General features: G+C 71.3%; 24 protein-coding genes. 12 read left to right on the plus strand and 12 right to left on the minus strand.

Annotated elements, in window-relative coordinates; all coding sequences use genetic code 11:
* Positions 1–491: 491 nt before the first annotated feature.
* Complete coding sequence (locus AB0B96_RS35505) at positions 492–1,208, plus strand: polyprenol monophosphomannose synthase (RefSeq protein ID WP_350949382.1); 717 nt, start codon at positions 492–494, stop codon at positions 1,206–1,208.
* A 292-nt stretch (positions 1,209–1,500) separates the two neighbouring features.
* Here the strand turns inward: AB0B96_RS35505 and AB0B96_RS35510 are convergent, their stop codons facing one another.
* The 3 genes from AB0B96_RS35510 to AB0B96_RS35520 are packed head-to-tail and all read right to left on the minus strand — an operon-like array spanning position 1,501 to position 3,666.
* Positions 1,501–2,112 carry a class I SAM-dependent methyltransferase gene (locus AB0B96_RS35510; RefSeq protein WP_350949381.1) on the minus strand — a complete coding sequence of 204 codons (612 nt, stop codon included), beginning with the start codon at positions 2,110–2,112 and terminating at the stop codon, positions 1,501–1,503.
* A gap of 52 nt (positions 2,113–2,164) precedes the next feature.
* Positions 2,165–3,004: a TIGR04282 family arsenosugar biosynthesis glycosyltransferase gene (locus AB0B96_RS35515; RefSeq protein ID WP_362905939.1), complete on the minus strand. Its 840-nt coding sequence runs from the start codon at positions 3,002–3,004 to the stop codon at positions 2,165–2,167.
* A complete protein-coding gene (locus AB0B96_RS35520) occupies positions 3,001–3,666 on the minus strand; it encodes a glycosyltransferase family 2 protein (protein WP_362905941.1) in 666 nt (221 codons plus the stop codon). Before AB0B96_RS35520 ends, AB0B96_RS35515 begins: the two co-directional genes overlap by 4 nt.
* Before the next feature lie 92 nt (positions 3,667–3,758).
* Between AB0B96_RS35520 and AB0B96_RS35525 the strand changes: the two genes are divergently transcribed.
* Positions 3,759–5,147 (plus strand): hypothetical protein, encoded by a 1,389-nt coding sequence (locus AB0B96_RS35525; RefSeq protein WP_362905943.1) that lies wholly within the window; start codon positions 3,759–3,761, stop codon positions 5,145–5,147.
* Positions 5,148–5,253: 106 nt separating this feature from the next.
* Here AB0B96_RS35525 and AB0B96_RS35530 read toward each other — a convergent pair whose 3' ends face one another.
* The 4 genes from AB0B96_RS35530 to AB0B96_RS35545 all read right to left on the minus strand — a co-directional run bounded on the left by AB0B96_RS35530 (position 5,254) and on the right by AB0B96_RS35545 (position 9,645).
* On the minus strand, positions 5,254–6,252 hold the full coding sequence (locus AB0B96_RS35530) for an NAD-dependent epimerase/dehydratase family protein (RefSeq protein ID WP_362905945.1): 999 nt from the start codon (positions 6,250–6,252) through the stop codon (positions 5,254–5,256).
* A 9-nt stretch (positions 6,253–6,261) separates the two neighbouring features.
* A complete protein-coding gene (locus tag AB0B96_RS35535) occupies positions 6,262–6,849 on the minus strand; it encodes a DinB family protein (RefSeq protein WP_362905947.1) in 588 nt (195 codons plus the stop codon).
* 159 nt (positions 6,850–7,008) lie between these two features.
* Positions 7,009–7,884: a hypothetical protein gene (locus AB0B96_RS35540; RefSeq protein WP_362905949.1), complete on the minus strand. Its 876-nt coding sequence runs from the start codon at positions 7,882–7,884 to the stop codon at positions 7,009–7,011.
* Between the two features lie 114 nt (positions 7,885–7,998).
* On the minus strand, positions 7,999–9,645 hold the full coding sequence (locus tag AB0B96_RS35545) for an ATP-binding cassette domain-containing protein (protein WP_362905951.1): 1,647 nt from the start codon (positions 9,643–9,645) through the stop codon (positions 7,999–8,001).
* 147 nt (positions 9,646–9,792) lie between these two features.
* On the opposite strand from AB0B96_RS35545, the gene AB0B96_RS35550 reads away from it, so the two are divergent.
* From AB0B96_RS35550 to AB0B96_RS35570, 5 genes are all read left to right on the plus strand, one after another.
* On the plus strand, positions 9,793–10,503 hold the full coding sequence (locus AB0B96_RS35550; protein ID WP_362905953.1) for a TetR/AcrR family transcriptional regulator: 711 nt from the start codon (positions 9,793–9,795) through the stop codon (positions 10,501–10,503).
* 211 nt (positions 10,504–10,714) lie between these two features.
* Positions 10,715–12,037, plus strand: a complete 1,323-nt coding sequence (locus AB0B96_RS35555) for a hypothetical protein (RefSeq protein WP_362905955.1) — start codon at positions 10,715–10,717, stop codon at positions 12,035–12,037.
* A gap of 87 nt (positions 12,038–12,124) precedes the next feature.
* Entirely contained in the window at positions 12,125–12,523 is a 399-nt protein-coding gene (locus AB0B96_RS35560; protein ID WP_362905957.1) for a hypothetical protein, read from the plus strand.
* A gap of 189 nt (positions 12,524–12,712) precedes the next feature.
* On the plus strand, positions 12,713–13,096 hold the full coding sequence (locus AB0B96_RS35565; RefSeq protein WP_362905959.1) for a metalloregulator ArsR/SmtB family transcription factor: 384 nt from the start codon (positions 12,713–12,715) through the stop codon (positions 13,094–13,096).
* Positions 13,093–13,740: an SRPBCC family protein gene (locus AB0B96_RS35570; RefSeq protein ID WP_362905961.1), complete on the plus strand. Its 648-nt coding sequence runs from the start codon at positions 13,093–13,095 to the stop codon at positions 13,738–13,740. Before AB0B96_RS35565 ends, AB0B96_RS35570 begins: the two co-directional genes overlap by 4 nt.
* A 93-nt stretch (positions 13,741–13,833) precedes the next feature.
* Here the strand turns inward: AB0B96_RS35570 and AB0B96_RS35575 are convergent, their stop codons facing one another.
* Positions 13,834–14,064, minus strand: coding sequence for a hypothetical protein (locus AB0B96_RS35575; protein WP_362905963.1), 231 nt, complete (start codon positions 14,062–14,064; stop codon positions 13,834–13,836).
* Between the two features lie 125 nt (positions 14,065–14,189).
* Between AB0B96_RS35575 and AB0B96_RS35580 the strand changes: the two genes are divergently transcribed.
* On the plus strand, positions 14,190–15,002 hold the full coding sequence (locus AB0B96_RS35580) for an aminoglycoside 3'-phosphotransferase (protein WP_362905965.1): 813 nt from the start codon (positions 14,190–14,192) through the stop codon (positions 15,000–15,002).
* Between the two features lie 119 nt (positions 15,003–15,121).
* Positions 15,122–15,661 (plus strand): dihydrofolate reductase family protein, encoded by a 540-nt coding sequence (locus AB0B96_RS35585; RefSeq protein ID WP_362905967.1) that lies wholly within the window; start codon positions 15,122–15,124, stop codon positions 15,659–15,661.
* Between the two features lie 213 nt (positions 15,662–15,874).
* Here AB0B96_RS35585 and AB0B96_RS35590 read toward each other — a convergent pair whose 3' ends face one another.
* From AB0B96_RS35590 to AB0B96_RS35600, 3 genes are all read right to left on the minus strand, one after another.
* Positions 15,875–16,771 (minus strand): alpha/beta hydrolase, encoded by an 897-nt coding sequence (locus AB0B96_RS35590; RefSeq protein ID WP_362905968.1) that lies wholly within the window; start codon positions 16,769–16,771, stop codon positions 15,875–15,877.
* A 289-nt stretch (positions 16,772–17,060) separates the two neighbouring features.
* Positions 17,061–17,846 carry an SAM-dependent methyltransferase gene (locus AB0B96_RS35595; RefSeq protein WP_362905970.1) on the minus strand — a complete coding sequence of 262 codons (786 nt, stop codon included), beginning with the start codon at positions 17,844–17,846 and terminating at the stop codon, positions 17,061–17,063.
* A complete protein-coding gene (locus AB0B96_RS35600; protein WP_350949879.1) occupies positions 17,830–18,726 on the minus strand; it encodes a helix-turn-helix transcriptional regulator in 897 nt (298 codons plus the stop codon). Before AB0B96_RS35600 ends, AB0B96_RS35595 begins: the two co-directional genes overlap by 17 nt.
* Positions 18,727–19,166: 440 nt before the next feature.
* Here AB0B96_RS35600 and AB0B96_RS35605 point away from each other — a divergent pair, with 440 nt between their 5' ends.
* Positions 19,167–19,355: a hypothetical protein gene (locus AB0B96_RS35605; RefSeq protein ID WP_362905973.1), complete on the plus strand. Its 189-nt coding sequence runs from the start codon at positions 19,167–19,169 to the stop codon at positions 19,353–19,355.
* A gap of 12 nt (positions 19,356–19,367) precedes the next feature.
* Positions 19,368–20,333: a universal stress protein gene (locus tag AB0B96_RS35610; RefSeq protein WP_362905975.1), complete on the plus strand. Its 966-nt coding sequence runs from the start codon at positions 19,368–19,370 to the stop codon at positions 20,331–20,333.
* A gap of 75 nt (positions 20,334–20,408) precedes the next feature.
* On the opposite strand, the gene AB0B96_RS35615 is transcribed toward AB0B96_RS35610, so the two are convergent.
* Positions 20,409–20,765: a spore germination protein GerW family protein gene (locus AB0B96_RS35615; protein WP_350949882.1), complete on the minus strand. Its 357-nt coding sequence runs from the start codon at positions 20,763–20,765 to the stop codon at positions 20,409–20,411.
* A 280-nt stretch (positions 20,766–21,045) separates the two neighbouring features.
* On the opposite strand from AB0B96_RS35615, the gene AB0B96_RS35620 reads away from it, so the two are divergent.
* The gene (locus AB0B96_RS35620; protein ID WP_362905977.1) at positions 21,046–21,900 is read left to right on the plus strand and encodes a universal stress protein; all 855 of its coding nucleotides are present in this window, start codon (positions 21,046–21,048) and stop codon (positions 21,898–21,900) included.
* Positions 21,901–22,085 lie beyond the last annotated feature (185 nt).

The raw sequence follows: 22,085 nt of genomic DNA on the forward strand, positions 1-22,085 counted from the left end.
TTCTCGCGGAGCAGAAGATCGGCCTTGTATTCCACCGCTGGAGAGGGCGCCATTTTTTGTATCTCCCGAATGCGGCCGGTCGCCGACTCGACGTCCAGGCACAGGCCGGCGTGCGTGAAAACATCGGTGTTCCCCCGATGAGATTCTCACCCTCCGAACCGGACTCGTCACAGGCGATTTCCAGGGGTTGGCCGGCCGACATGGATTCGGCCCGCATAATGTCCCCGCGATAATCGGTCGCCGCCCGGTTCCATTATGAATGGATGATCCTTTAGAATACGTCGACCTGATGTGAGCGCAATGGGTTTTTCCTGCTCATACTCATGGCGACATGACGTGCGGTGACCTTCGGTCGGGAGGGGAACGGCGCGGCCGCTAGCATTGGGTTGATCTTCGTCCCTTCCGGTGTCGGACATCACCGGAAGGCGGCGCCACGTCGTTCGCGGCGAAGAACATCCGACCATCGATCCCGGAAGGCCCTGACCCCGACCATGGCCACCGTCACCGTCGTGATCCCGACGTTCAACGAGGCGGACAACCTTCCGTCGATCGCGGAGGCCCTGCTCGCGTTGCCGCTCGACGGCCTGCGAATCCTGGTGGTCGACGACGACTCCCCGGACGGTACGGGCCAGGTGGCCGACCGACTGGCCGCCGCGCACCCCGGCCGGGTCGACGTGGTGCACCGGCAGGTCAGGGAAGGGCTCGGGCGCGCCTACGTCGACGGCATGGAGACCGCGCTCTCGGCGGGGGCGGAGTTCGTGGTGCAGATGGACGCCGACTTCTCGCACCCCGTCGACGCCGTTCCGCGTCTGCTGGAGACCGCGCGGGCGACGGGGGCGGCGTGCGTGATCGGCAGCCGGTACGTGCCGGGCGGGACGCTGGCCGCCGAGTGGAGCCTGTGGCGGCGGGCCCTGTCGAGGTGGGCGAACTTCTACGTCCGCACCATCCTGCGCCTCGGGCTGCGGGACGTGACCGCCGGGTTCAAGATCTGGCGGGCGGAAAGCCTCACCGCCCTGGACCTCGGCACGATCTCCTCGGGGGGTTACAGCTTCCAGGTGGAGATGCACTATCGGGCGATCAGGGCCGGAATGACGATCGTCGAGATCCCCATCCATTTCTCCGACCGCCGGGCGGGTGACTCGAAGATGAGCCTCCGGGTGCAGTGGGAATCGGCCCTGATGCCGTGGCGGCTTGTCTTCAGGCGCTAAGGGATCCGCACGACACGAGAGTTCCCCGGACATGGGGATCGATTCTCCTCCGCAGGGCAGCGCTCCGGGAGACGGGATGCCCCGTTCGCCGTCGGCTCACCCCCGGTGAGCCTTTGTCGATAATCGACGAATTCGATCCGCCGCTGTCCATCGGCATGTCATATGGCGAGCGTCGTCGCCGACCTGTGATGCCGGAAGGCGCGGTGCGTCACCTCCCGACGCGTTCGAACGGCACAACGCCGAAGAAAGGAACGACGCCCTCCGGGCGTGGCGTTCCGGTGGACCTTCCCCGTCAGCGCAGGCTCGCGAACCACCTTCCGGCCTCCTTCCACGAGTCCACCCGGGAGAAACCGTTACGCCCGGCGAGGGTTCCCAGGTCGGAGACGGACACGGTGGCCCAGCCGAACCACGGGCCGGCGAGCTCGCGGCCGCGCAGCCGCAGATGCTCGACGCGGCCCGATGCGCTCGGTGGCTGCACCTCGGCGATGACCTCGCCCCCGGGCCGTACCAGCTCGCGGACCCTGCGCAGCAGGGCGTCCGGGGCGCCGCCGATCCCGATGTTGCCGTCGGCGAGCAGCACGGTGGCCCAGCGGCCGTGGCCGGGCAGGTGGTCGAAGACGTCGCGGCAGATCGCCCGGCCTCCCGCGCGCCGGGTGAGCCGGACGGCGTAGGGGGCGATGTCGACGCCCAGGGCGGGAACGCCTCGCCGCGCGAGTGCGACGGTGAGGCGGCCGGGACCGGACCCGACGTCCAGGGTGGGGGCCGCGCACCGCGACAGCATGGCCTCGTCCCCGTCGATCGGGGCGAGCCAGCGGGCCGCGTCGAGGGGCGCGGTCCTGCCGTCGGCGTACTCCATCTCGACGGTGGCGCCCGCCAGGGACTTCTCGTAGAGCTGCCCGATCACCGGATCACCCGTGCCCTCCGGGCGGCGGGCGGCGCGTCGTACGGTCGCCCGGTCACCGGATCGCCCTCGTCCCGAGCGCGGCGAGGACGGTCGCGAAGCAGGACGAGGGCGCCTGGGCCGCGACCGCCGCGGCGTCGTCGGCGGTGTCCACGTCCCGCAGGAGGGGCAGCATGCCCACCGACAGGCCCGCCGCACGCAGCCGCAGCAGCTGGGCGGCGCCGGTCGTGGGCCGCGACATCGGCACCCCGAGCAGGAGCGCGGGGTCGGGCCGGCGCAGGCCGAGCAGCCAGAAGCCGCCGTCGGCGGCGGGGCCGAACACGGCGTCGCGGGTGGCGAGCCCGGCCATCGCGTCGGTCAGGAGCGCCGGGGTGACCTGCGGGGTGTCCATGCCGATCAGAACCATGGGCAGGGGGCGGGAGTGGTACGCGTCCTCGAAGGCGGCGGCGAGCCGCTCGTCCAGCCCGGCGCCCCGCTGCGGCAGGACGGTGAAACCCGGCGGCAGCCAGGGGCCGATGTCGCCGCGCAGCGCCAGCACCCGGTGGCGTGCCGGAGCGTCGGCCACCGCGCCCAGGGTGTCGGCCAGTGCGGCGGTGGCCAGGGTCGCGGCCTCCTCGGGGCTGAACGGCGGGGTGAGCCTGGTCTTGACCTTGCCCGCCACCGGCTCCTTGGCGATGACGACGATCTGGCCGTCGCCCGCCTGGACGGCCTGACCTCCGCCTGCTCGGCCGTCCTGCCCGGCGCCGACCACGTCACGCCGCTCGTCGTCCCGGGGGCGGGCGGTTCGCCGTGTCGTGTTCGGGCCGCCGTCCTTGAAGGGTGCGCTCTGCCGCGTCGTGTTCCGGGCGTCGCGGGTGTGCGGGTCCCGCCGCGGCGCGTTCCGGTCGCCGGTCATCGCGCGCCGCCCGGTTCGCTCATGACCTTGCGCATGTCGCCGATCGCGCGCAGCGTGCCGCGTACGGTGCCGGTGACCTTGGACCGTCCGGCGCGAGGCAGGTAGTCCACCCCGGTCTCGGCGATCCGCCAGCCCTGGTCGGCCGCGCGCAGCACCATCTCCAACGGGTAGCCGAAACGCCGGTCGGCCAGGTTCAGGGCGAGGAGGTCCGCGCGGCGGCAGGCGCGCATCGGGCCGATGTCGCGGAGCCTGGTGCCGGTACGCCCGGCCAGCCGCCGGCCGAGAAAGGCGTTGCCCAGCCGCGCGTGCAGCGGCCAGGCCGCTCCCGGCACGGGAACCCGCCTGCCGAGCATCAGGTCGGCGCGACCTGAGACGACCGGCTCGGTCACCCGAGGGAGCTGGCCCGGGTCCAGCGACGCGTCGGCGTCCATGAAGCACACCACCTCGCCGATCGAGGCGAGCAGTCCCGCGTGACAGGCGGCACCGAACCCGCGTCTGGGCTCACTCACCACCAGCGCTCCCAGCTCGGCCGCGACCCGCGCCGATCCGTCCGTGGAACCGTTGTCCACCACGATCGGCCGGTAACCGTCGGGCATGCGCTCCAGCACCCACGGCAGTGCCGTCTCCTCGTCCAGGCACGGGAGCACAACATCGATCTTCATGTTTGAGAACGCTAAGGTCGACAGGGCCTGTCAACTCTTACGGAGTAGTGACGTGTCAGGGAAAGAAAGCGGTCCGTACCTAGTGTGGGAGGGTGATCAAACCCTCCCGCCGGCAGGTCAAGGGTCCGCGTGCGGCCGTTGCTCCCTCCGCTCCCGATGACTCCGGCGGCCGCCGGAGCGGGCGGGCGCTCGCCGTCTGGGTCTCGCTCGTCGTCGCGGCGTTCGCCGCCGGGGCCGTCCTGCACGCGCGGGGCATGCTGCCCATCGATCACCTGCCACCCCTGCACGGACACTTCCGCACGCCGTCGTTCTCGCTCCTGCCGCCCCTGTTCCTCGGCGCCCTCGCGGTCGCCGTACTGCCCGTCCTGACCGCGCGGTCGCGCTTCGGTGCCGCCCTGCTCCTCGCCTACGGCACGGCCCTGGCCTGGACGGTGCTGCTCGCCGTCTCCGGCGAGGGACTGGCCAGGCCGTTCACCGGCCCTCACGAGTATCCGGCCGTGCTGCCCGCGGTGGGAGACGACCCGCTGGGCTGGCTGGGCTCCTTCACCGAGCGGCTTCCCGGCTATCCCACCCATGTGCGAGGACATCCGCCGTTGCCCGTGCTGGTGCTCTGGGCCCTGGCGAGGGTGGGACTGCCCGGTCCGTTCTGGGCGGCGGTACTGGTCGTGCTGGTCGGCTGCTCGACGGTCGTGGCGGTCGCGGTCACCGTCCGGAGCGTCGCGGGGGAGGAGGCGGCCAGACGTGCGCTGCCGTACCTCGCCCTGAGCCCCGCCGCGGTCTGGATCGCCACGAGCATGGACGCCTTCTTCGCGGGGGTGGGCGCCTGGGGGGTGGCACTGCTGGTGTCCGGGGGCGCGGGCAGGACGCGCGTCCTTTCCGGGGTGGCGGCCGGAGTACTGCTGGGGGCACTGCCGTACCTCAGCTACGGTCTCGTGCCCTACCTGCTGATCCCGGTGGTCGCCGCCGTCGTCGCCCGGATCTCCCGCGCGAGCGCGGTCGCCTGCCTGGCGGGGGTGGCGGCGGTCACCGCCGCCTTCGCCGCGGGAGGCTTCCTCTGGCCGGCCGGAGTGCTCGCCACCCACGCGGAGTGGACCGCCGACCCCGGCGCGGCGCGGCCCTACCTCTACTTCCTCATCGCCAACCTGGCCGTGCTCGCCCTGCTGACCGGACCGGCGACCGCCGCGGGCCTGGCGCGGATGGCGCCCGGCGGTGCGCGTGCCCCGCTGGGGACGGTGCCCCGCGGCGTGCCCGCTCTGCTGCGGGCGGTGTCCGGTGACACGCGTGCCCTGGTCGCGGCGGCGATCGTGGCCGTGCTCGCCCTCGACGTCAGCGGGGTGACCAGGGGAGAGGTCGAGCGCATCTGGGTGCCCTACGCCACCTGGATCGTCCTGGCGGCGGCCTGGTCCCCGAGCCGCCGCTGGCTCGCCGCCCAGGCCCTGACGGGGCTCCTGCTGCAGGGACTCGTCATCTCCCCCTGGTGACCGGTCCGACTTCGGGGCTCGACATCGGTCCAGCCGAAGAAAGCGCTCACTCACCGGCGGCTACCAGGCGTCGAGTCCGCCCGATCAGCCGACCCGGTGACTCCCGTCAGCCGAGCGGGGCGCCGGCGAACTCCTTCATCCCGTCCGCGAACGGGATGGTGGCGCGAAAGCCCAGCTCGGCCCGCGCTCGTTCCGGGCTGGCGACGATGTGCCGTACGTCGCCCAGCCGGTACTCGCCGGTGGTCACGGGCGCCGGGCCGCCGCGCTCGTCCGCGAGCGCCGCGGCCATCTCCCCGACCGTGTGCGGCTCCCCGCTCGCGATGTTGTAGGCGGTGAGCGTTCCCCCGGCCGACGAGCCGAGCGCGCAGAGCGCCGCGAGGTTGGCCGCCGCCACATCGCGCACATGCACGAAGTCCCGGCGCTGGCGGCCGTCCTCGAAGACGCGAGGGGCCCGGCCCGCCTCCAGCGCCGACCGGAAGATCGCCGCCACCCCCGCGTACGGGGTGTCGCGCGGCATCCGGGGCCCGTACACGTTGTGGTAGCGCAACGCGACGGCGGCGCCGCGCGTCTCGCGCGCCCAGTTCGTCGCCAGATGCTCCTGGGCGAGCTTGGTCGTGGCGTAGGCGTTGCGCGGGTCGGCCGGGGCGTCCTCACCGATGACGGCGCACGTCACGGAGAGTCCGCAGCTCGGGCACCGGGGTTCGAACTCCCCCCGGACGAGGTCGTCGCGGGTCCTGGGGCCGGGCCGTACCCTGCCGTGGGTCGCGCAGTCGTAGGCGCCCTCGCCGTACACCACCATCGACGAGGCCAGTACCAGCCGCTCGACGCCGTGCCGCGCCATCGCGGCCAGCAGCGTGGCGGTGCCCAGCACGTTCACCGAGGCGTAGTCCGGCAGGTCGGACACATCCACTCCGAGTCCCACCTTCGCCGCCTGGTGCACCACGGCGTCGACGCCGCCCAGCACGCGGTCCAGCGCCGCGTCGTCGCGCACATCCCCGCTACCGGCCCGCGCGTCGAGGCCGACGACCTCGTGCCCGGCCTCCTCCAGGGCCTCGACCACGTGACTTCCGATGAACCCGGCGGAACCGGTGACCAGTGTCCTCATGCGGCGACGCTATCCCCGCCCCGGCTCGTGGGAGGGGGACACCACGACGACGTTCGCATCTCGTAAGGAGGGGGCCAGCGCGCCGTGAAGGTGGCGGACGAGGCCGATCTCGGAGACGTTCTTGGTCAGCTCGACGGTGACCCAGCCCGCTATGTCGACCAGCCGCTGATCCTGCCCCCACGGCAGGCCGGCGGTCCTGTCGGACGAGTCGAGGTCGGCGTCGGTGAGCGGCAGCAGCGCCGCCCGCCAGTCGTCCTTCAGAGCGCGCAGCCAGTCGGCCGCGGCCGTGGCGGTGCCCGGCCAGGTGATCTCCTCGCGCTCGGGCGCCCCGGATCCGAAACAGTGCCCGAGGGTGGTCGTCCACCAGAAACCGATGTGCCAGGTCAGCCAACCGATCGAGACGACCGGCGCGGGATCGGGCTCGGGCACCTCCCAGTCGGCCGTCCAGCGGCCCCGGTCGTCGGGCCGGACGGTCCAGCAGCCGGGCGCGGGTTCCCAGAGGCAGGCCGGGTCGTCGAGGTCCTTCAGGTGATACTCGAACAGCGCCCATGCGATGTCGAGTTGCCGGACGAGCAGATCAACGCGAGGTACGGTCATCCGGGAACCCTGGCACCGCTCCCCGCCGCCCCGCCACAGGTTTTCACCTACCCGGCCCACACCGGCGACGACGCGGTCCTGCTCGCTCTGCCCTTACCACCGCGACCGCGGTGGTAAGGGTTCCACGCGCGCCGACGGCCGGGTTTCTGTGGCGGATTCTCAGCTCGACGGCACCCTCCCGTAGGCGCCGAGCACCTGGAGGGCACGCAGGGTCTCCACCCCCCGGTACTCCAGGGTGGCGGCCGCGCCGGGAGGCTCCCAGGTGATGGCCCACCCTCCGTCGGGCCGTTGGTCGGCGGCGAGCCGGTCGAGGTGGCCTTCGATCACGTCGTCGGAGAACAACCGGCGCCAGCGGCTGTCAGGGTGGGGAGCGAGATGCAGAGGGCTGACCCCGTACTCCGGGTCGGCGGGGTCGCTCCGATACCACTTCAGCTGCGGGAGCCACTCGCCCACCCGCTCGGCGAGGCGTTCGGCCCGGTCGCGGTCCGGGACGTGTTCGAGGAACACGAGCGTCTCGGACATGGCGTGCGCGTCGTCGGGAAATCCCTTCTCCAGCGCCGACCAGCACCAGTCGGTGGCCCGGGTGAGCCACGGATGCTCCACGCCCATCCCGTGCAGCAGCCCGGCCAGCCCGGCGGTGGGGTTCAGCCCCGGCGCGTAGGTCCAGTCCGACCAGTGCACGGCCCTGGGGTAGGCCTCCATGACCGGCAGGGAGAGGGGGACCGCTCCATCGGGTGCGGCGACCGTCGCGAGCCAGTCGCACGCGTGCGACACCATCAGGTCGGTCCCGGGCACACCGGCCGTCGACAACGTCTGGAACGCGACCTCCACGTCGATGGGCAGGCTCTCGGGGCAGCGCTTGTCGGGTTCGAGGCCGTGACCGAAGCCGCCGTCCTCGTTTCGATAACCGCGCAGGGCGTCCACCACTCCGGTGGCGGGCGCCGCCTGGAAAAGCGTGGCGAACAGGCGGCGTTCGAGCAGGCGTCCCTCGCGGAGGATGAAGGCCGAAGCGGTGTCAAGGATGCTGTCACTCATGCCATCCGATGATGGCGGGTACTCGCCGGGGCTGTCTTGTACGAATCGGACGCGGACCCGCCGGGTCGAGGCCGGTGACATGTTCGCCGACGACTTCGACCGCTTCGCGGCCCGTCATCGTGCGCGGCGGTCGCGGTCCGGCTGCCAGAGGGGTTCGCCGGACTCCCTGACCTCCCCGTCGGCGCCGAAGATCAGAAAGCGGTCGAAGTCGTCGGCGAACCATCGGTCGTGGGTGACGGCGAGCACGGTGCCGGAGAAGGAGGCGAGGCCGTCCTGGAGTGCCTGCGCGCCGGCCAGGTCGAGGTTGTCGGTCGGCTCGTCGAGCAGCAGCAGGGTGGCTCCCGACAGTTCGAGCAGCAGGATCTGCAGGCGCGCCTGCTGCCCGCCGGAGAGGGTCTCGAAAAGCTGCCGACCGGCGGGGGCGAGCTCGTAGCGGGCGAGGGAGGCCATGGCGTCGTTGAGTGTGAGCGACCCGGCGGCCGTGACGATGTCGGCGGGAGTCCTTCCGGCCAGGTCGGGGCGGGCGTGCGTCTGGACGAAGTAGCCGGGTACGACCCTGGCCCCGAGTTCCACGGTGCCCCGGTGGCGTACCGGGTCCGGGGGCGTGGACGCGGGGGAGAGCGCGCCACCTCCCGATTCGGCGAGCAGTCGCAGGAAGTGGGACTTGCCGGAGCCGTTCGGGCCGAGGATCGCGACCCGCTCTCCGTAGTGGATCTCGACGTCGAACGGCTCCGTCAGGCCGGTGAGCTCCAGGCGGGTGCAGGTGAGCGCGCGCTTGCCGGTACGGCCCCCGCTCAGGCGCATCCGGACGTTCTGCTCCTTGGGTGCGCTCTCGGGCGGGCCCGCCTCCTCGAACCTGCCCAGCCGGGTCTGGGCGGCCCGGTAGGCGGAGGCGACGGCGTCGTTGTTGGTCGCCTTCTGGCGCAGGGTGTGGACCAGTTTCCTGAGGCGGGCGTGCTCCTCGTCCCAGCGGCGGCGGCGTTCGTGCAGGCGCTCGTTGCGGTCGAGGCGGGCCTGGGCGTAGGTGGCGAAGCCGCCGCCGTGGGTCCACACCCCGCGTGACTCCACGGTGATGACGCGGGTCGCCGTGTTGGCGATCAGCCTGCGGTCGTGGGAGACGAGCAGGACGGTTTTCCTGGTGGCCCCCAGCTGCTCCTCCAGCCACTGCTTGCCGGAGACGTCCAGGTAGTTGTCCGGCTCGTCGAGCAGCAGGACCTGGTCGGGGCCGCGCAGGAGAGCCTCCAGCGCGAGCCTTTTCTGCTCCCCGCCCGACAGTGTGCCGACGTCGCGGTCCGCGACGTGCTCGTAGTCGGCACCCATCGCCGAGGTGGTGCAGGCGCTCCAGGTGACCTCGATGTCGTAGCCGCCGGCGTCGGCGTAGTCGCCGAGGGCGCGGGCGTAGGCGAGCTGGGTCTCCTCCAGGTCACGCTCATCCATCGCCCGCTCGGCCCGCTCCAACTCGGCGGTCGCGGCGCGCACGCGTTGCGGGGCCACCGACAGCAGCAGCTCGCGTACCGTCTGACCTCCACGGATGCCCCCGATGAACTGGCGCATCACACCGAGCCCGCCAGAGGCGATGATCCGCCCGGAAGAGGGAGGGAGGTCGCCGGCGATCAGTCGTATCAGGGTGGTCTTTCCCGCTCCGTTGGGGCCGATCAGTGCCGCGGTGACGCCGTCACCCACGCGAAAGGACACCTCGTTGAGCAGCAGCCGTCCGTCCGGCAGCACGTAGGTGAGCTCGTCGGCCTCGACATGTCCCACGGTGGCTCTCCTCGAAGATGGCGGTTCTCGGCGCGTTGTACGGGCGAAACCGCAGCTAGAACATTGGTCATACACTATGAACATTGATCGGGCCGCTTCTCAAGCCATTAAGATCCTCAGAGCGGGAGAGTCGGGGATCGGAGGGTCGTGAGCGCTACGCCGGGCAGGAGAACGCGGCGCCGGAGCGGTGAGGCGGCGCCCGGGGTGTGGCTGCGCCCCCCGCGCGCGGGCAGGGCCGAGCCGGTCGTCACCCTCGGGCGGATCGTGGCGGCGGCCGTGGAGCTGCTGGACGAGGAGGGGGCCGATCGGCTGACCATGCGCCGCCTCGCCGAGCGGCTGGGGACCGCCGCCACCACGCTCTACCTGCATGTGGAGACCAAGGACGACGTGCTGGACCTCGCACTCGACGCCGTGTTCGGCGAGGTGCCCGTCCCGCCGGCGTCGCGGGGGGCGTGGCGCGACGACGTCACCGCTCTGATCACCGAGTGGCGCGCCACCATGCTGCGCCACCCGTGGTCGGTGGCGGTGCTCGACCGTCCTCTGCTGGGCCCCAACGTGCTGGCCCGCACCGAATACCTGCACGCCGTGCTCGCCGGGGCGGGCTTCACCGGTCCAGGCCTCACCGCCGCCGCCTACGCCCTGGCCAACTACGTCATCGGTTCCGCGACGATGCAGGTCGCCGGTGCCGCGTACGGCGAGGCCGGGTGGAGGCGGGCCGCCGAGCTGCGGGTGCGGGCCGACGGTGAGCTGTATCCGACTCTCGCCGCGCACGGGGCCCCGATCGGTAATGACTGGGACCAGGTGTTCGGCATCGGGCTGGACTACCTGCTGGACGGCATCGAGTCGCGGATCCGGTGAGTCGGCGGGCTCGACGCGAGAAACTCTCCGTCGCGAGGGCCGACGGTTATTGATCTACAATGTAAAGGCGTCCGTGCGAGGTCATGAACAGACGAAAATCAAGATCACCTTCCTTCCCTGGCGATCTTGGTCCACCTGACGATCGACCCGCGGCGCGCGGCCGATACGCTCGCGCCCGGGAAGGACCGTAAGGGAGCGGGAAGGGAGGCCGATGCTTTTCGCCGTCGCGACCGTGTTCGGGCTCACCTGGTGGCTCGGGTGTTACGTGATCGCCCGGGACCCTCACGAGCGCGGACCGAGGCGGGCCGGCCTGGGGCTGCTGGCCTACGCCGTCGCGCTGGCGATCGCCCAGGTGCTCACCGCCGTACCGGACAACGCGGTGAAGACGCTGGGCGCGGTCGAGACCACGCTGGTCTGCCTGCCGGCGCTGCTCTGGACGGGCGCCGTGCTGACTCTCGTTCCCGGTGGTGAGTGGCTGGACCGGGTCTGGTCCAGAGGGCTCGTCCCGCTCACGCTCGTGGTGTTCACGTGGCTGCTGGTGGCCGGGCTGGGGGAGGGGGTGAGCCTCGCGGCGCGGGTGGTGGCCGGGGTGCTGCTGCTGGGACCGCTGGCCGGGGTGCTGGTGCTGCTCGTGCGGGCCAGGCCGCCGCGGGCCGGGTGGCTGGTGGTGGTCGCCACGCTGTTCTTCTGGCTGGGGGCGGCGCTGCTCGTGTTCCCGCTGTTCGGCCCGCCCGGCCTGCTCTCCATCGTCGCCATCGACGTGGACATGGTCCTGCTGGGCGTGGCCATCGCGATGTCCAGCGCGTTCCAGGCGGGGGAGGCGCTCTGGCGCGACATGCTGCGGTCCCTGCTGGGGGCGACGGCCGTGGCCGTCGCCTCCGGCGGCCAGGTCGCCCTGGCCGTCGCGCTCGGTGAGTCCACGCCCGCCCTCTCGGCGCTGTTGTTCGGCGTGATCGCGGTGGCCGTCGCCGCGCAGACGCTGGCCGGACCTGTGCATCGGGCGCTGGACCGGATCGCCTTTCCCGGCGACTCGGGGATCCGCCGCGAGCGGGCCGAGCTGCGCGAGACGTCCGAGGCGCTACCGCGCCGCGAGCAGGGTCCGCCGCCGCCGGACGAGACCGAGTTCGTCCGGCTGACGCGGCGCGCCCTGGCCAACTACGGCGATCTGGGCAAGCTCGCCAGCAGCCCGCTCGCGAACCTGCCGGTGATCGACGCGCGGATCACCGGTGACATTCCCCTGGAGCGGGCGGCCGAGTTGAAGCACCTGCTGCTGGAGAGCATCCAGCGGCTCAAGCCCCGCGACGGCGAGTTCGGCACCAGTGAGGAGTGGCGCTTCTACAACGTGCTGTACTTCCCGTACGTTCGAGGGTTGCGTCCCTACCGGCGCGGGGCCGACCGAGGTGGGCTCGCCGCCACCGAGCGGCAGGCGTTCGACTGGTTCGTCCGCGAGGTTCCCGAACGTACGCTCTACAACTGGCAGAACGCGGCGGCCAAACTCGTCGCCGATGATCTTCGTCGTGAGAATCGGCAGTGAATGGCAGTGCCATGTCTGCAGATGGCAGCGGGTGGGGCGGTGTGCTGGGCGTGTCGAAACCCGACACCCTCAGCGAAGGAGACATCGATGACCACGACCGCCCCCACCGCTCGCCGCACCTCCCTGCTGACCCGCGCGCTAAGGACGGACGCCGTCCTCACCGGAGGGTTCGCGCTCCTGCTGGCCGTCGCGGCGACCCCGCTCGCCGGTCTGCTCGCCCTCCCCGAGCCGTTGATCCGCTGGGCCGGGATCGGGCTGCTGCCGTTCACGGCGTTCGTCGCCTATCTGGCCACCCGCCCGGTTCCGCCCAGGGCGGGCGTCTGGGCGCTGATCGTCGTCAACGCGCTGTGGGCCGTGGACAGTGTCCTGTTGCTGTTCACGGGCTGGGTGGACCCGAACCCGCTGGGTGTCGCCTTCGTCGTCGCCCAGGCTCTGCTGGTCGGCGCCTTCGCCGAACTCCAGTACGTCGGGTTGCGCCGCGCCTGACCCCGGGCCGCCGAGAGGTCCCGTCGCGCCCGGCATGGGCGGCGGGACCTCTCGGTGATCCTGGAGGTGTCGACCTCCGGCAGGGGCTCGGGCCCTGAGGGCGGTGGTGTTGGGGCCGAAGGCCGGTGAGTCGCGTCGCCGTTATGGCAGCGTTGACTTATATAAGTGAATGCTGAAATAATGTGTCCTGTGCACGCCTTCGATGTTCTCGGTGATCCGGTCCGGCGCCGGATCCTGGAGCTGCTCGCCGACGGCGAGCGGAGCTCCGGTGCGATCACCGCGGTCATCCGGGAGGAGTTCGAACTCTCCCCCTCGGCGGTTTCGCAGCATCTGCGGGTGCTGAGGGAGAACGGGTTCGCGAAAGTCCGGGCCGAAGGCGTCCGCCGCCTGTACGCCATGGACTCCGCCCCCCTTCGGGAGATCGACCTGTGGCTGGAACGCTTCCGCCGGTTCTGGAGCCGGCATCTGGACGTGCTGGCCACCGAACTCACCCGCGGCGAACGCCACCCGACCGACGATCCGGGCGCGGCGGCCGACGGTCGCCCCTCTGCCAAGGAGAAGAAAAATCCATGATCGACATCATCGCCCAGATCAACGCCATCAACCGTGAGGTCGGCAACCGGCCGACGGCCGACGGCGAGGCCGTCGGCGTCCTGCTGCGCCGCCGCTACGAGGCGCCGATCCATGACGTGTGGGAGGCGCTGACCGACCCCGACCGCATGAAGCGCTGGTTCCTGCCGATCAGCGGCGAGCTGCGGGTCGGCGGCGACTTCCAGTTGGAGGGCAACGCGGGGGGCCGGATCCTGCGCTGCGAGCCTCCCAGCCTGCTGAAGGTGACGTTCGGCGGCGAGAGCAGCCTGGTCGAGTTGCGCCTGTCCCCCGACGGGGAGGAGGCGACCACCCTCGAACTTGAGCACACCGTCCCCCTGGAGATGGCCGGCAGCGGCGCGGGCGCGCTCTATGTCGGGCCAGGATGGGACGGCGCTCTTATGGCGCTGGGCCTGTTCGTCGCCGGGGAGGTGAGTGACGACCCGGTCGCGGCGGCGAACTCGCCGGAGGGCCAGGAGTTCTGCCGGCAGTCGGTCCACGCGTGGGTCGCGGCGATCGAGGCCTCGGGCACCGCCGACTCCGCCGAGATCGCCGCCGCGACCGAGGTCTCGCTGGCGCAGTTCGCCCCGGACGTCGGCTCCCCCGTGGAGAAGAAGGGGAACGCCTGATCGAACGGCGGCCGGCCGCACGCGTACCGCGACGGGTGCCCGCGGTGGATCAGGCGATGCCGACCGCGGGCACCGGAGCACGGGCCGGGCACCTCACGACGGGAAGTCGTCGGCCAGGATCTGCGCCAGCGCGTGCGCGGTCTGCCGAACCATCTCGGGATTGGTATCCCAGTAGTACGCCAGCCCCGTTACGGCCTGGTAGAGCGCCCAGCCGCGGCCACGTGACCAGGCCGCGTCGTCGACGTCGAGCTCGGCTCGGAAGCGTCGGCGAACCAGCGGAACATCGGTCAGGATCTCGTCGGGGTGCATCTTCGCTCTGCTCACCGCCTTCATCCTTGACCGCCCGCGCGGGACGCGGCAATCGGTTTCCCGGCTCGTCCCCACGGCCGGGCCCTTCGGAGGGAAAACCGTTTGCCGCCGGCGCCGCGCCTATGAAGGATGGGGTTCTCATGAGCCGTCCCGTCATCTCCGAGATCCCGACCGGCCCCGTCACCGTGCCCGGCGTCGTCACGGCGCTCGCCGCCGGTGACACCGTCACCCCGGTGTGGCGCAACGAGCTCGGCGGGCTGACGTTCCGCCTCGAAGACGGACGCGGCGGCATCAGATACGCCAAGTGGGTCGCCGACGGCACCCCGGAGATCGACCTTCAGGCGGAGGCGGAGCGCCTGATCTGGGCACGGAGCTGGGTGACCGTCCCGCGGGTCCTCGAGCACGGTACGGACGCCGACGGCGCGTGGCTGGTCACGGCGGCGGTCCCGGGCCTTTCGGCGGTGGATCCCCGCTGGAGCGACGCCCCGGCGACCGCGGCGGCCGCGATCGGCCGGGGGATGCGCCTGCTCCACGACACCCTGCCCGTGGACCGGTGCCCGTACGAATGGAGTGTCGAGCGGCGGCTCGCGCGTGCCGACGAACGCGTCACCGACGGCGAGGGACCCGCCGACTGGTTCCCCGAGCACCGGCACCTGGGACTCGCGGAGGCACGGGCCCGCATCGGGAATCCCCCCGCCGTCGATCGCCTCGTCGTCTGCCACGGGGACGCGTGTGCCCCCAACACCCTGCTGCACGAGGACGGCACGTTCGCCGCGCACGTCGACCTGGGCTCGCTCGGGGTGGCCGACCGGTGGGCGGACCTCGCGGTCGCGGCGTGGAGCATGGACTGGAACTACGGCCCCGGCTACGACGGCGTCGTGTACGAGGCGTACGGAATCGTCCCCGACCCCGAGCGCATCGCCTACTACCGCCTGCTGTGGGACCTGGCCTGACCGGCCGCGGCCGCCTGTCCGGCGAGAAGCCGTAAACAATCCGTAAACGGGTTCCGCCACGCTGAAGGCACATCGAAAACAGCGGGCCAGAAGGGCCGGCCACCCTTGAGGAGCAGGACATGAGCAAGGTTGTCGCAGTCATCTACATCTCGATGGACGGCGTCGTGGAGGAGCCCGCCTGGACCGGCCCGTACTGGAACGACGAGCACGCCAGGTTCCAGAGTGGCCAGCTGCACGCCAGCCGGGCGCTGCTGCTGGGACGCAAGACCTACGACGGCATGTCGCAGGCCTGGCCGAAGATGGAGGGCACGCCGGGGGCGGAGCAGATGAACGGCCTGCCGAAGTACGTCGCCTCGACCACCCTGCGGGATCCGGAGTGGAACGCCACCGTGATCAAGGGGGACGTCGCCGAGGAGGTCGCGAGGCTCAGGGCCGAGAAGGGCCAGGACCTGCTGATCTACGGCAGCGGCGAGCTGGTCGCTTACCTGATCGAGCACGGGCTCGTCGACGAGCTCAAGCTCTTCCTCCACCCGGTCGTGGTCGGCTCCGGCAAGCGCCTGTTCCCCGACGGTGTCGCCACCTCCTCCTGGAGGCTGGCCGGCACCGCGGCCTTCAGCTCCGGTGCCATCGTGCTGGACTACCGTCCGGCCGCCGGGTAGCGCCGGCCCGTCGCCGAAGCCGCCACGCGGGGCACCCCCGCGTGGCGGCTTCGGCGTCAGGCCGTGTCGCCGGACGACCCGGCCGGCGCTGCGTCCTTGATCGGCCGGCGCCGCCACCGTATGCCGGCCATGTGTTCCGCGTGCGATCCGATCGGCCCGGGGATCACCCGTCGTACCGGATCGGACGGAGCCGCCGGTTCGCGACGAACAGGTCTAGCGGACGGAGCAGATCGCGGATCCGATCACCGCTGTCACCGCGTCCGGATGCGACACCAGGGTCAGGTGAGAGCCGCCGGGAAACTCGGTGACCTTCGAGTGTGCCCGGCGGGCCATGAACCGTTCCGAGGACGGGGTGATGATCCGGTCGCCGGTGCTGATGAAGTACCAGGAGGGGATCGTCTTCCACGCCGCGGCCTGCGACGGCGTCGTGAACGCGCTGGTCGAGGCGGGCCGCTGGGAGGCCCACAGGCGCAGGGCCGTGGCACGGGGCAGGTCCGAGGCGAACGAGCGGACGAAGGTGTCCCGCCTGAGATACAGGTCCTCCGCTCCCTGGGGCGCCGCAGGGTAGGACACCGTCTCGTAGAGAGAGGCGGGATCTGCGGACAGGGCGGAGTCGTGGCCGCTGAGCTCGCCGGTGCTCTCCCCGATGTCGGGCGCCGCCGCGTCGACGTACACCAGGGCCCTGACGTTCGGGACGTCCGCGGCGGCGTTCGTGATCACCGAACCTCCGTAGGAGTGTCCGACGAGCACGATCGGGCCGGAAATCGTTCTCAGGAAGTCGGCGACGGACGCGGCGTCGCCGGTGAGCCCGCGCAGCGGGTTGGCGATGGCCCGCGCGGTGTAGCCCGCTCGTTGCAGGGAGCCCACCTCGCCGCTCCAGCTGGAGGCGTCGGCCCAGGCGCCGTGTACCAGGACGACCGTGGGCTTGGCGTGGCCCGGCGATCGGCGGCAGGGGGGCAGCGGCTCACCCGTGGGCGCCGACGGCGCGCGTACCGTCGTGGCCGCCCGGTCACCGGGCGCCGGTGATGTCATGGTGGTTGCCGCGATCACGGCGAATGCCACCGCGGGGGCGATCCCACCGAGCGGTAGGTGGACACGGGCGGGTCTCATTGCTCTCTCCCTGATGCGAGGAACGACCTCCGGGTTCCGGTGAACGGTGACTCCGCCATCGGGCGGCGAGCGCTCGCCGCCCGGCTCCGGGCGGTCGTTCTCGTGAGCGTCGGCGCCGCTCCCGGTCAAGGTCCTTGGGTCTGATACCTCGCGAAAAAGAAGAGTTACCTCGAATTACCTTAAAAGATCACGATCAGGGTTCGGTGCCGGTTCGGCGGCCTCCGATCCGAGGGCGGGAGTTCGCGGCCGGACGGCCCGGCACGAGGCCGCGTGGCCGGAGCGCCGTCACTCAGCGCGGTGGGATCCGGCCGAGGCCGGCGACGACCTCGAAGGCGTGCTCGGGGTAGGGATCGCCGTCGGCGGGGCGCCAGTCCGCGGCCAGGACGAGTCCGGGGTCGAGGAGTTCGAACCCCTCGAACAGTTCGCCGACCTCGCGCATGGTGCGAAGGTGTACCGGGTTGCGGGTCTGCCCGTACACCGCGAGCCCTGCGGACGCCTCGTCCTCCGGCATCGTGTCGGAGCAGGCGTGGGTCAGCCCCAGGTAGCTGCCCGGCGCGAGGGCGTCACGCAACTGTGCCATGAGGTCGTGCGCGGTGTCCCCGACGACGAAGTGCCACACCGCGACCGTGAACACGCCGATCGGCCTGGTGAAGTCGAGCGTGGCCCGCACCCGGGGATGGTCGAGGATCTCCTGTGGCCGGCGCAGGTCGCCGTGAATCGTCACCACGCCGGAGTGGTCCACCGTCGACTGGTTGTGCGTGACGACCGTCAGGTCGTTGTCGACGTACACGACGCGGGCGTCCGGGTGGATCCCGCGCACGACCTGGTGGAGATTCGGGGGAGTGGGCAGGCCGCAGCCGATGTCCAGGAACTGGTCGACGCCGGCTTCCGCCATCGCCCTGGCGGATCGCAGCAGGAAGCCGCGGTTGGCCCGGCAGGCGTCGGGGACCGTCGGGAAGTGAGCCACCAGCATCCTGACGGCCTCCCGGTCCGCCGCGAAGTTCTCCTCGCCGCCGAGCATGACATCGTACATACGGGCCGCACTCGCCTGCGACGCGTCACTGGGATGGGTCACCTGATGCCTTTCCAAGAGGGGAACGGTCGTCCATTACGTGAATGCGGTCACAGATCCTCATGAGGAGCGCCGTCGTGTCGCCACGGTCGCGGGCCGCGAGCGAGAGCCGGTCGAAGGTGACGGCGTGCTCCTCCCGGAGGGACCGCTCGGCGACCTCGTCCCGCTGGCCGTGCATCGCGATCATCTGGGGCCGGCCGTGACCACTGCGAAAGATGGTGAAAGGCCCGTATCCGGGGATGAAGCGTGAGCCCATCGGATTCACCTGGATGCTGATGCCCTTCATCTGGGCGGAGGCGGTCAGCGCGATGAGCTGGCGGATGTGCGCGTCGATCCCCGCGATCGGCCGCCACAGCACGGGCTCTTCGATTACGGCCCACAGCACGGGCCGGTCGTCGCCCGCGAGTACCTTCTGGCGGCGCAGCAGCTGTTCCACGTTCCTCTCGACGCGCGGGGCCGGGTCCGGGTATCGGCTCATCCGGTGGACCGCCGCCGCGTATTCCGGGGTCTGCAGGAGCGGTGGGACGACGAACGGCTGGTAGGTGCGGATGAGGTCCGAGGTCTGTTCCAGGCGCATCACCACCGCCGTGTCCAGCGGGAGTTCCTTGCTGTCCCACCAGCCGGGTTTGCGCTCGCCGAACGCCACCGACAGCAGCATCTCCTGCTGGTACGGGTCGACGACCCCGTACAGGGTGAACAGGTCACGCAGGTCGTCGCGGCGGAAGCCTCGCTGCCCGGTCTCCATACGGCTGATCTTCGACTCGCTGGCGCGGATGGCCTTGCCGGCTTCGGCGGCGGTCAGGTTGCACTGGAGCCGTAGCTGCCGGAGCCGGGCGCCGACGATCTGGCGCGCTATGTCGCCTGCGTCTGTGTGAGCGTTCACATCACCTCCGAGCATCTCCGCCTGCCGGACCTGGACCGTCAGTGGGAACCAATGTCTTTTCCGTGAACTGCCATGTTTCTTGACTTGCCATGGCAAGATCGTCCAGAAGGCGAAATTGAGGCTATTGCTTATTTTCTCTCACTGCCTATGGATTTCAGGTAGTGTTCCATGAAATTTCAAGATCACAAAACTTGCGGAAGGCGCGTCCGGTCAAGGGCCACCCCGCAGGACGGCCCCTCTTCCTGAGCACGTCCGCGACGGCCAGGCCCGCCGATGAGCGCCCCCGTCCCCCGTCTGGGCCGCCCACCTGCCCGGAAGACGTCGTTCGGCCGCGGGCGAGACCGGCGCGCGGGACGGAAGTCCCGGCCGGACGGGCCGTTCGGCCGCTGTGCGAACACCGCTGTGGCGATGGGATGGAGACACTCCCCGAGGAGGTCGACATGGCTGCGTATGTGGTGGTGAGTACGGACTCGGCCCTCGCCGACAGGGCTCTCGCCGACAGAGTCGTCGGCGTCGTCGGCGGCGGCGGCGAGGTGTGGCGCGGCCTGAGGATCGTCGGCGGGCGCGAGCCGCGGACCCACGACATCCCGGCGCGCGTCCCGCCGTCCGGGTCTCGCCGGGGCGACTGAGGAGGGGGCGCCGTGCCGTTCTCATCGTTCGCCTCTTTCGACGTTTTCGCCGGGGAGGGGCCGTCACACCCGGACGGGTGGTCGTCGGCGAGGAGGGAGATCGTCGTCGGGTTCGACGGATCGCCGCAGAGCCGCGCCGCCGTCGAGTGGGCGGCGCGCGAGTGCCGCACACGGTGGATGGAGCTGACCGTCTGCCACGTCTGGGACGGTCCCCACGCCGAACGCGAGGCCGCCGTCACCGGACAGCGCCGCACGCTCGCGGGCGGCATCCTGACCGACGGCGTGGAGCTGGCCGAACGGCTGCTGCCAGGCCGAACCGTGCGGTCGATCCTGGCGCGCGGCGCCGCCGGGCCGGAACTGGTCTCACTCGGCCGGACGGCGCGGATGCTCGTGGTCGGACGCCGGGGACTCGGCGGGGTCTCCGGCGTGCTGCTCGGTTCGGTGAGTGCCCATGTCGCCGCGTACGCGCCCTGTCCCGTGCTCGCCGTCCAGCGGCCGGACGTGACACCGCGGCCGGGTTCGGGGCAGGGACCCGTCGTGGTGGGGGTGGACGGATCCGCCTGCTCGCTCGCGGCCCTGGGGTTCGCCCTCTCCCACGGCCGGGCCCACCGGCTGCCGGTGCACGTGATCCACGCGTGCGCGGACACCCCGCACCGGACGGGGAGATTCGCGCGCTCAGCGGCCGGAGAGGACGTTCGGCGATGGGTGGAGGAGGTGGCGAGCGCGTTGGAAGGCGACCGCCGCGGCATGGTCGTCACCGCCACCGTCTCCGGTGAACCGCCGCTCGCGGCACTGCTGTCGCACGGCCATCGGGCGTCACTGCTGGTCGTCGGCTCTCGCGGGCTGGGGCCCCTCAGAGCGCGGCTCCTCGGGTCGGTGAGCCGAGGACTGCTGCACCACGCGTCCTGGCCGGTGGCCGTGGTGAGATCCCGCAGCCCGCACGGCCGTGGCCGGGAGCTCTCCTTCAGGGAACTTTGAGCCTGTCCGGCCTCTCCTGATCGGGGACCTTCGCCACGGGACCTGGAGCCCGGCCGGTTCGCGCGGGCTCGCGCGTCACCGCCTCCTCGCCGCCCTGGCACGCGCACGCACGATGGAGCGCACCGTCAGCAGGGCGGCGACGAGGACGATCTGACCACCGAGGATGATGCGGTTGACGTCCACCGCGGGTTGCCAGCGAACCTCGGAGTCCTTGACGACGAACACCCCGGCGGCGGTGACGTCGAAACCGAACCCGCCCCCCGACCCTTCCGCGGCCTGCTCGCCCCCTTCCTTTCCGCCGCCCCCACCACCGCCACCGATCACCCTGGCCACGGGAATGATCGTCACACCGTCCTGGACGATGGGCTCGCCGAAGACCCGCCTGATCGAGACGGTGTCCTTCGCCTGTTCGAGAATCTCCGTGATTTTCACGGTGCCTTTTCCTTTCGACGGCCGATGTCCCCTCCATGATCGTGCGGAACACGGTGCCGGGGAAAGGGGCGAAGGTCCGTCCCCGAGGGGAGGCCGCTCCTCAGGGGGGACGAAAGCCCTGGTCCTCGGGGAGGACGAAAGCCCTGGTCCTCGGAGAGGACGAAAGCCCTGGTCCTCGGAGAGGACAAAAGACTCTGTCCTCGCGCACCGAAGTCGGGACCTGTGGCCCTGGGGCCGGGCCGCCCGGCGCGGCTCTGATGGGAGGGAAGGGAGAACAGCCATGTCCGCTCTGATCATCGCCGGAACCGACGGCTCCATCGGCGCGACCGCCGCGGTCGGATGGGCCGCCGACGACGCCGCCCGTACCGGCCTGCCGCTGCGCATCGTCACCGCCGTGCACCGCCGGCCGAACGACATCTCCAGATTCCCCGTCCTCGACGGGGAGGAGGACGCGATGACCCGGGGCGCACGCGAGGTGCTGGACGAGGCCGAGGCGACGGCACGCACCCGACAGCCCACCGCGGAGGTGAGCACCACGTTGGCCGAGGGCCCACCCTCGTTGGTCCTGCGCGATCTGGCACGGGACGCGGCGGAGATCATCATCGGAAGCCGTGGTCTCGGCGGCTTCGCCGGAGCCGTCATCGGTTCGGTCAGCATGCACGTCGCCGGGCACGCGCACTGCCCGGTCGTCGTGGTCCAACCGGGCCAGGTGCCGGCGTACGGCGAGATCACGGTCGGTGTCGACGACTCCGACGCCTGCGAGCCCGCCCTCGCCTACGCCTTCGAACAGGCCAGGCATCGCGAATGCACGCTGCGCGCCCTGTACGCCTGGCAACTGCCCGTGCACGTCTTCGCCCCGGAGATCGCCTACGACATGGACGAGGTCCGCATCGCCCAGTACGCCGCGATGGCCGACCGGCTCGCCTCCTGGCGGCAGAAGTATCCCGAGGTGAGCCTCATCGAGGACGTTCGGTGCGCGCACCCGGTCGAGGCACTCGCCGAGGCCTCCAAAGAGGGAGACCTGCTCGTCGTCGGTTCCCACGGCCGTGGCACCCTGGGCTCGCTGCTGCTGGGGTCGGTCAGCCGGGGTGTCCTGCATCACGCGCACTGCGCCGTCGCGGTCGTCCGCTCGTGACGACGTTCACGGCCACCGTGGCGACCGCGGGCCCCGTGCGAGTGCTCGAGGCATCCGTGGAAATGACCTGAACCCTTCCCGCCCGCGAGTGCGGCGAGGGGCCGGCCGGGACCCCTTTCTCCCAGGAGATCTCACTTCGGGAGGGCCCGGAGGAGGTCAGGCCCGTGCCGGGCATCCGTACGGCG

The sequence above is a fragment of the Streptosporangium sp. NPDC049046 genome (assembly GCF_040649155.1).
In the GTDB taxonomy this organism is placed as follows: Bacteria; Actinomycetota; Actinomycetes; order Streptosporangiales; family Streptosporangiaceae; genus Streptosporangium.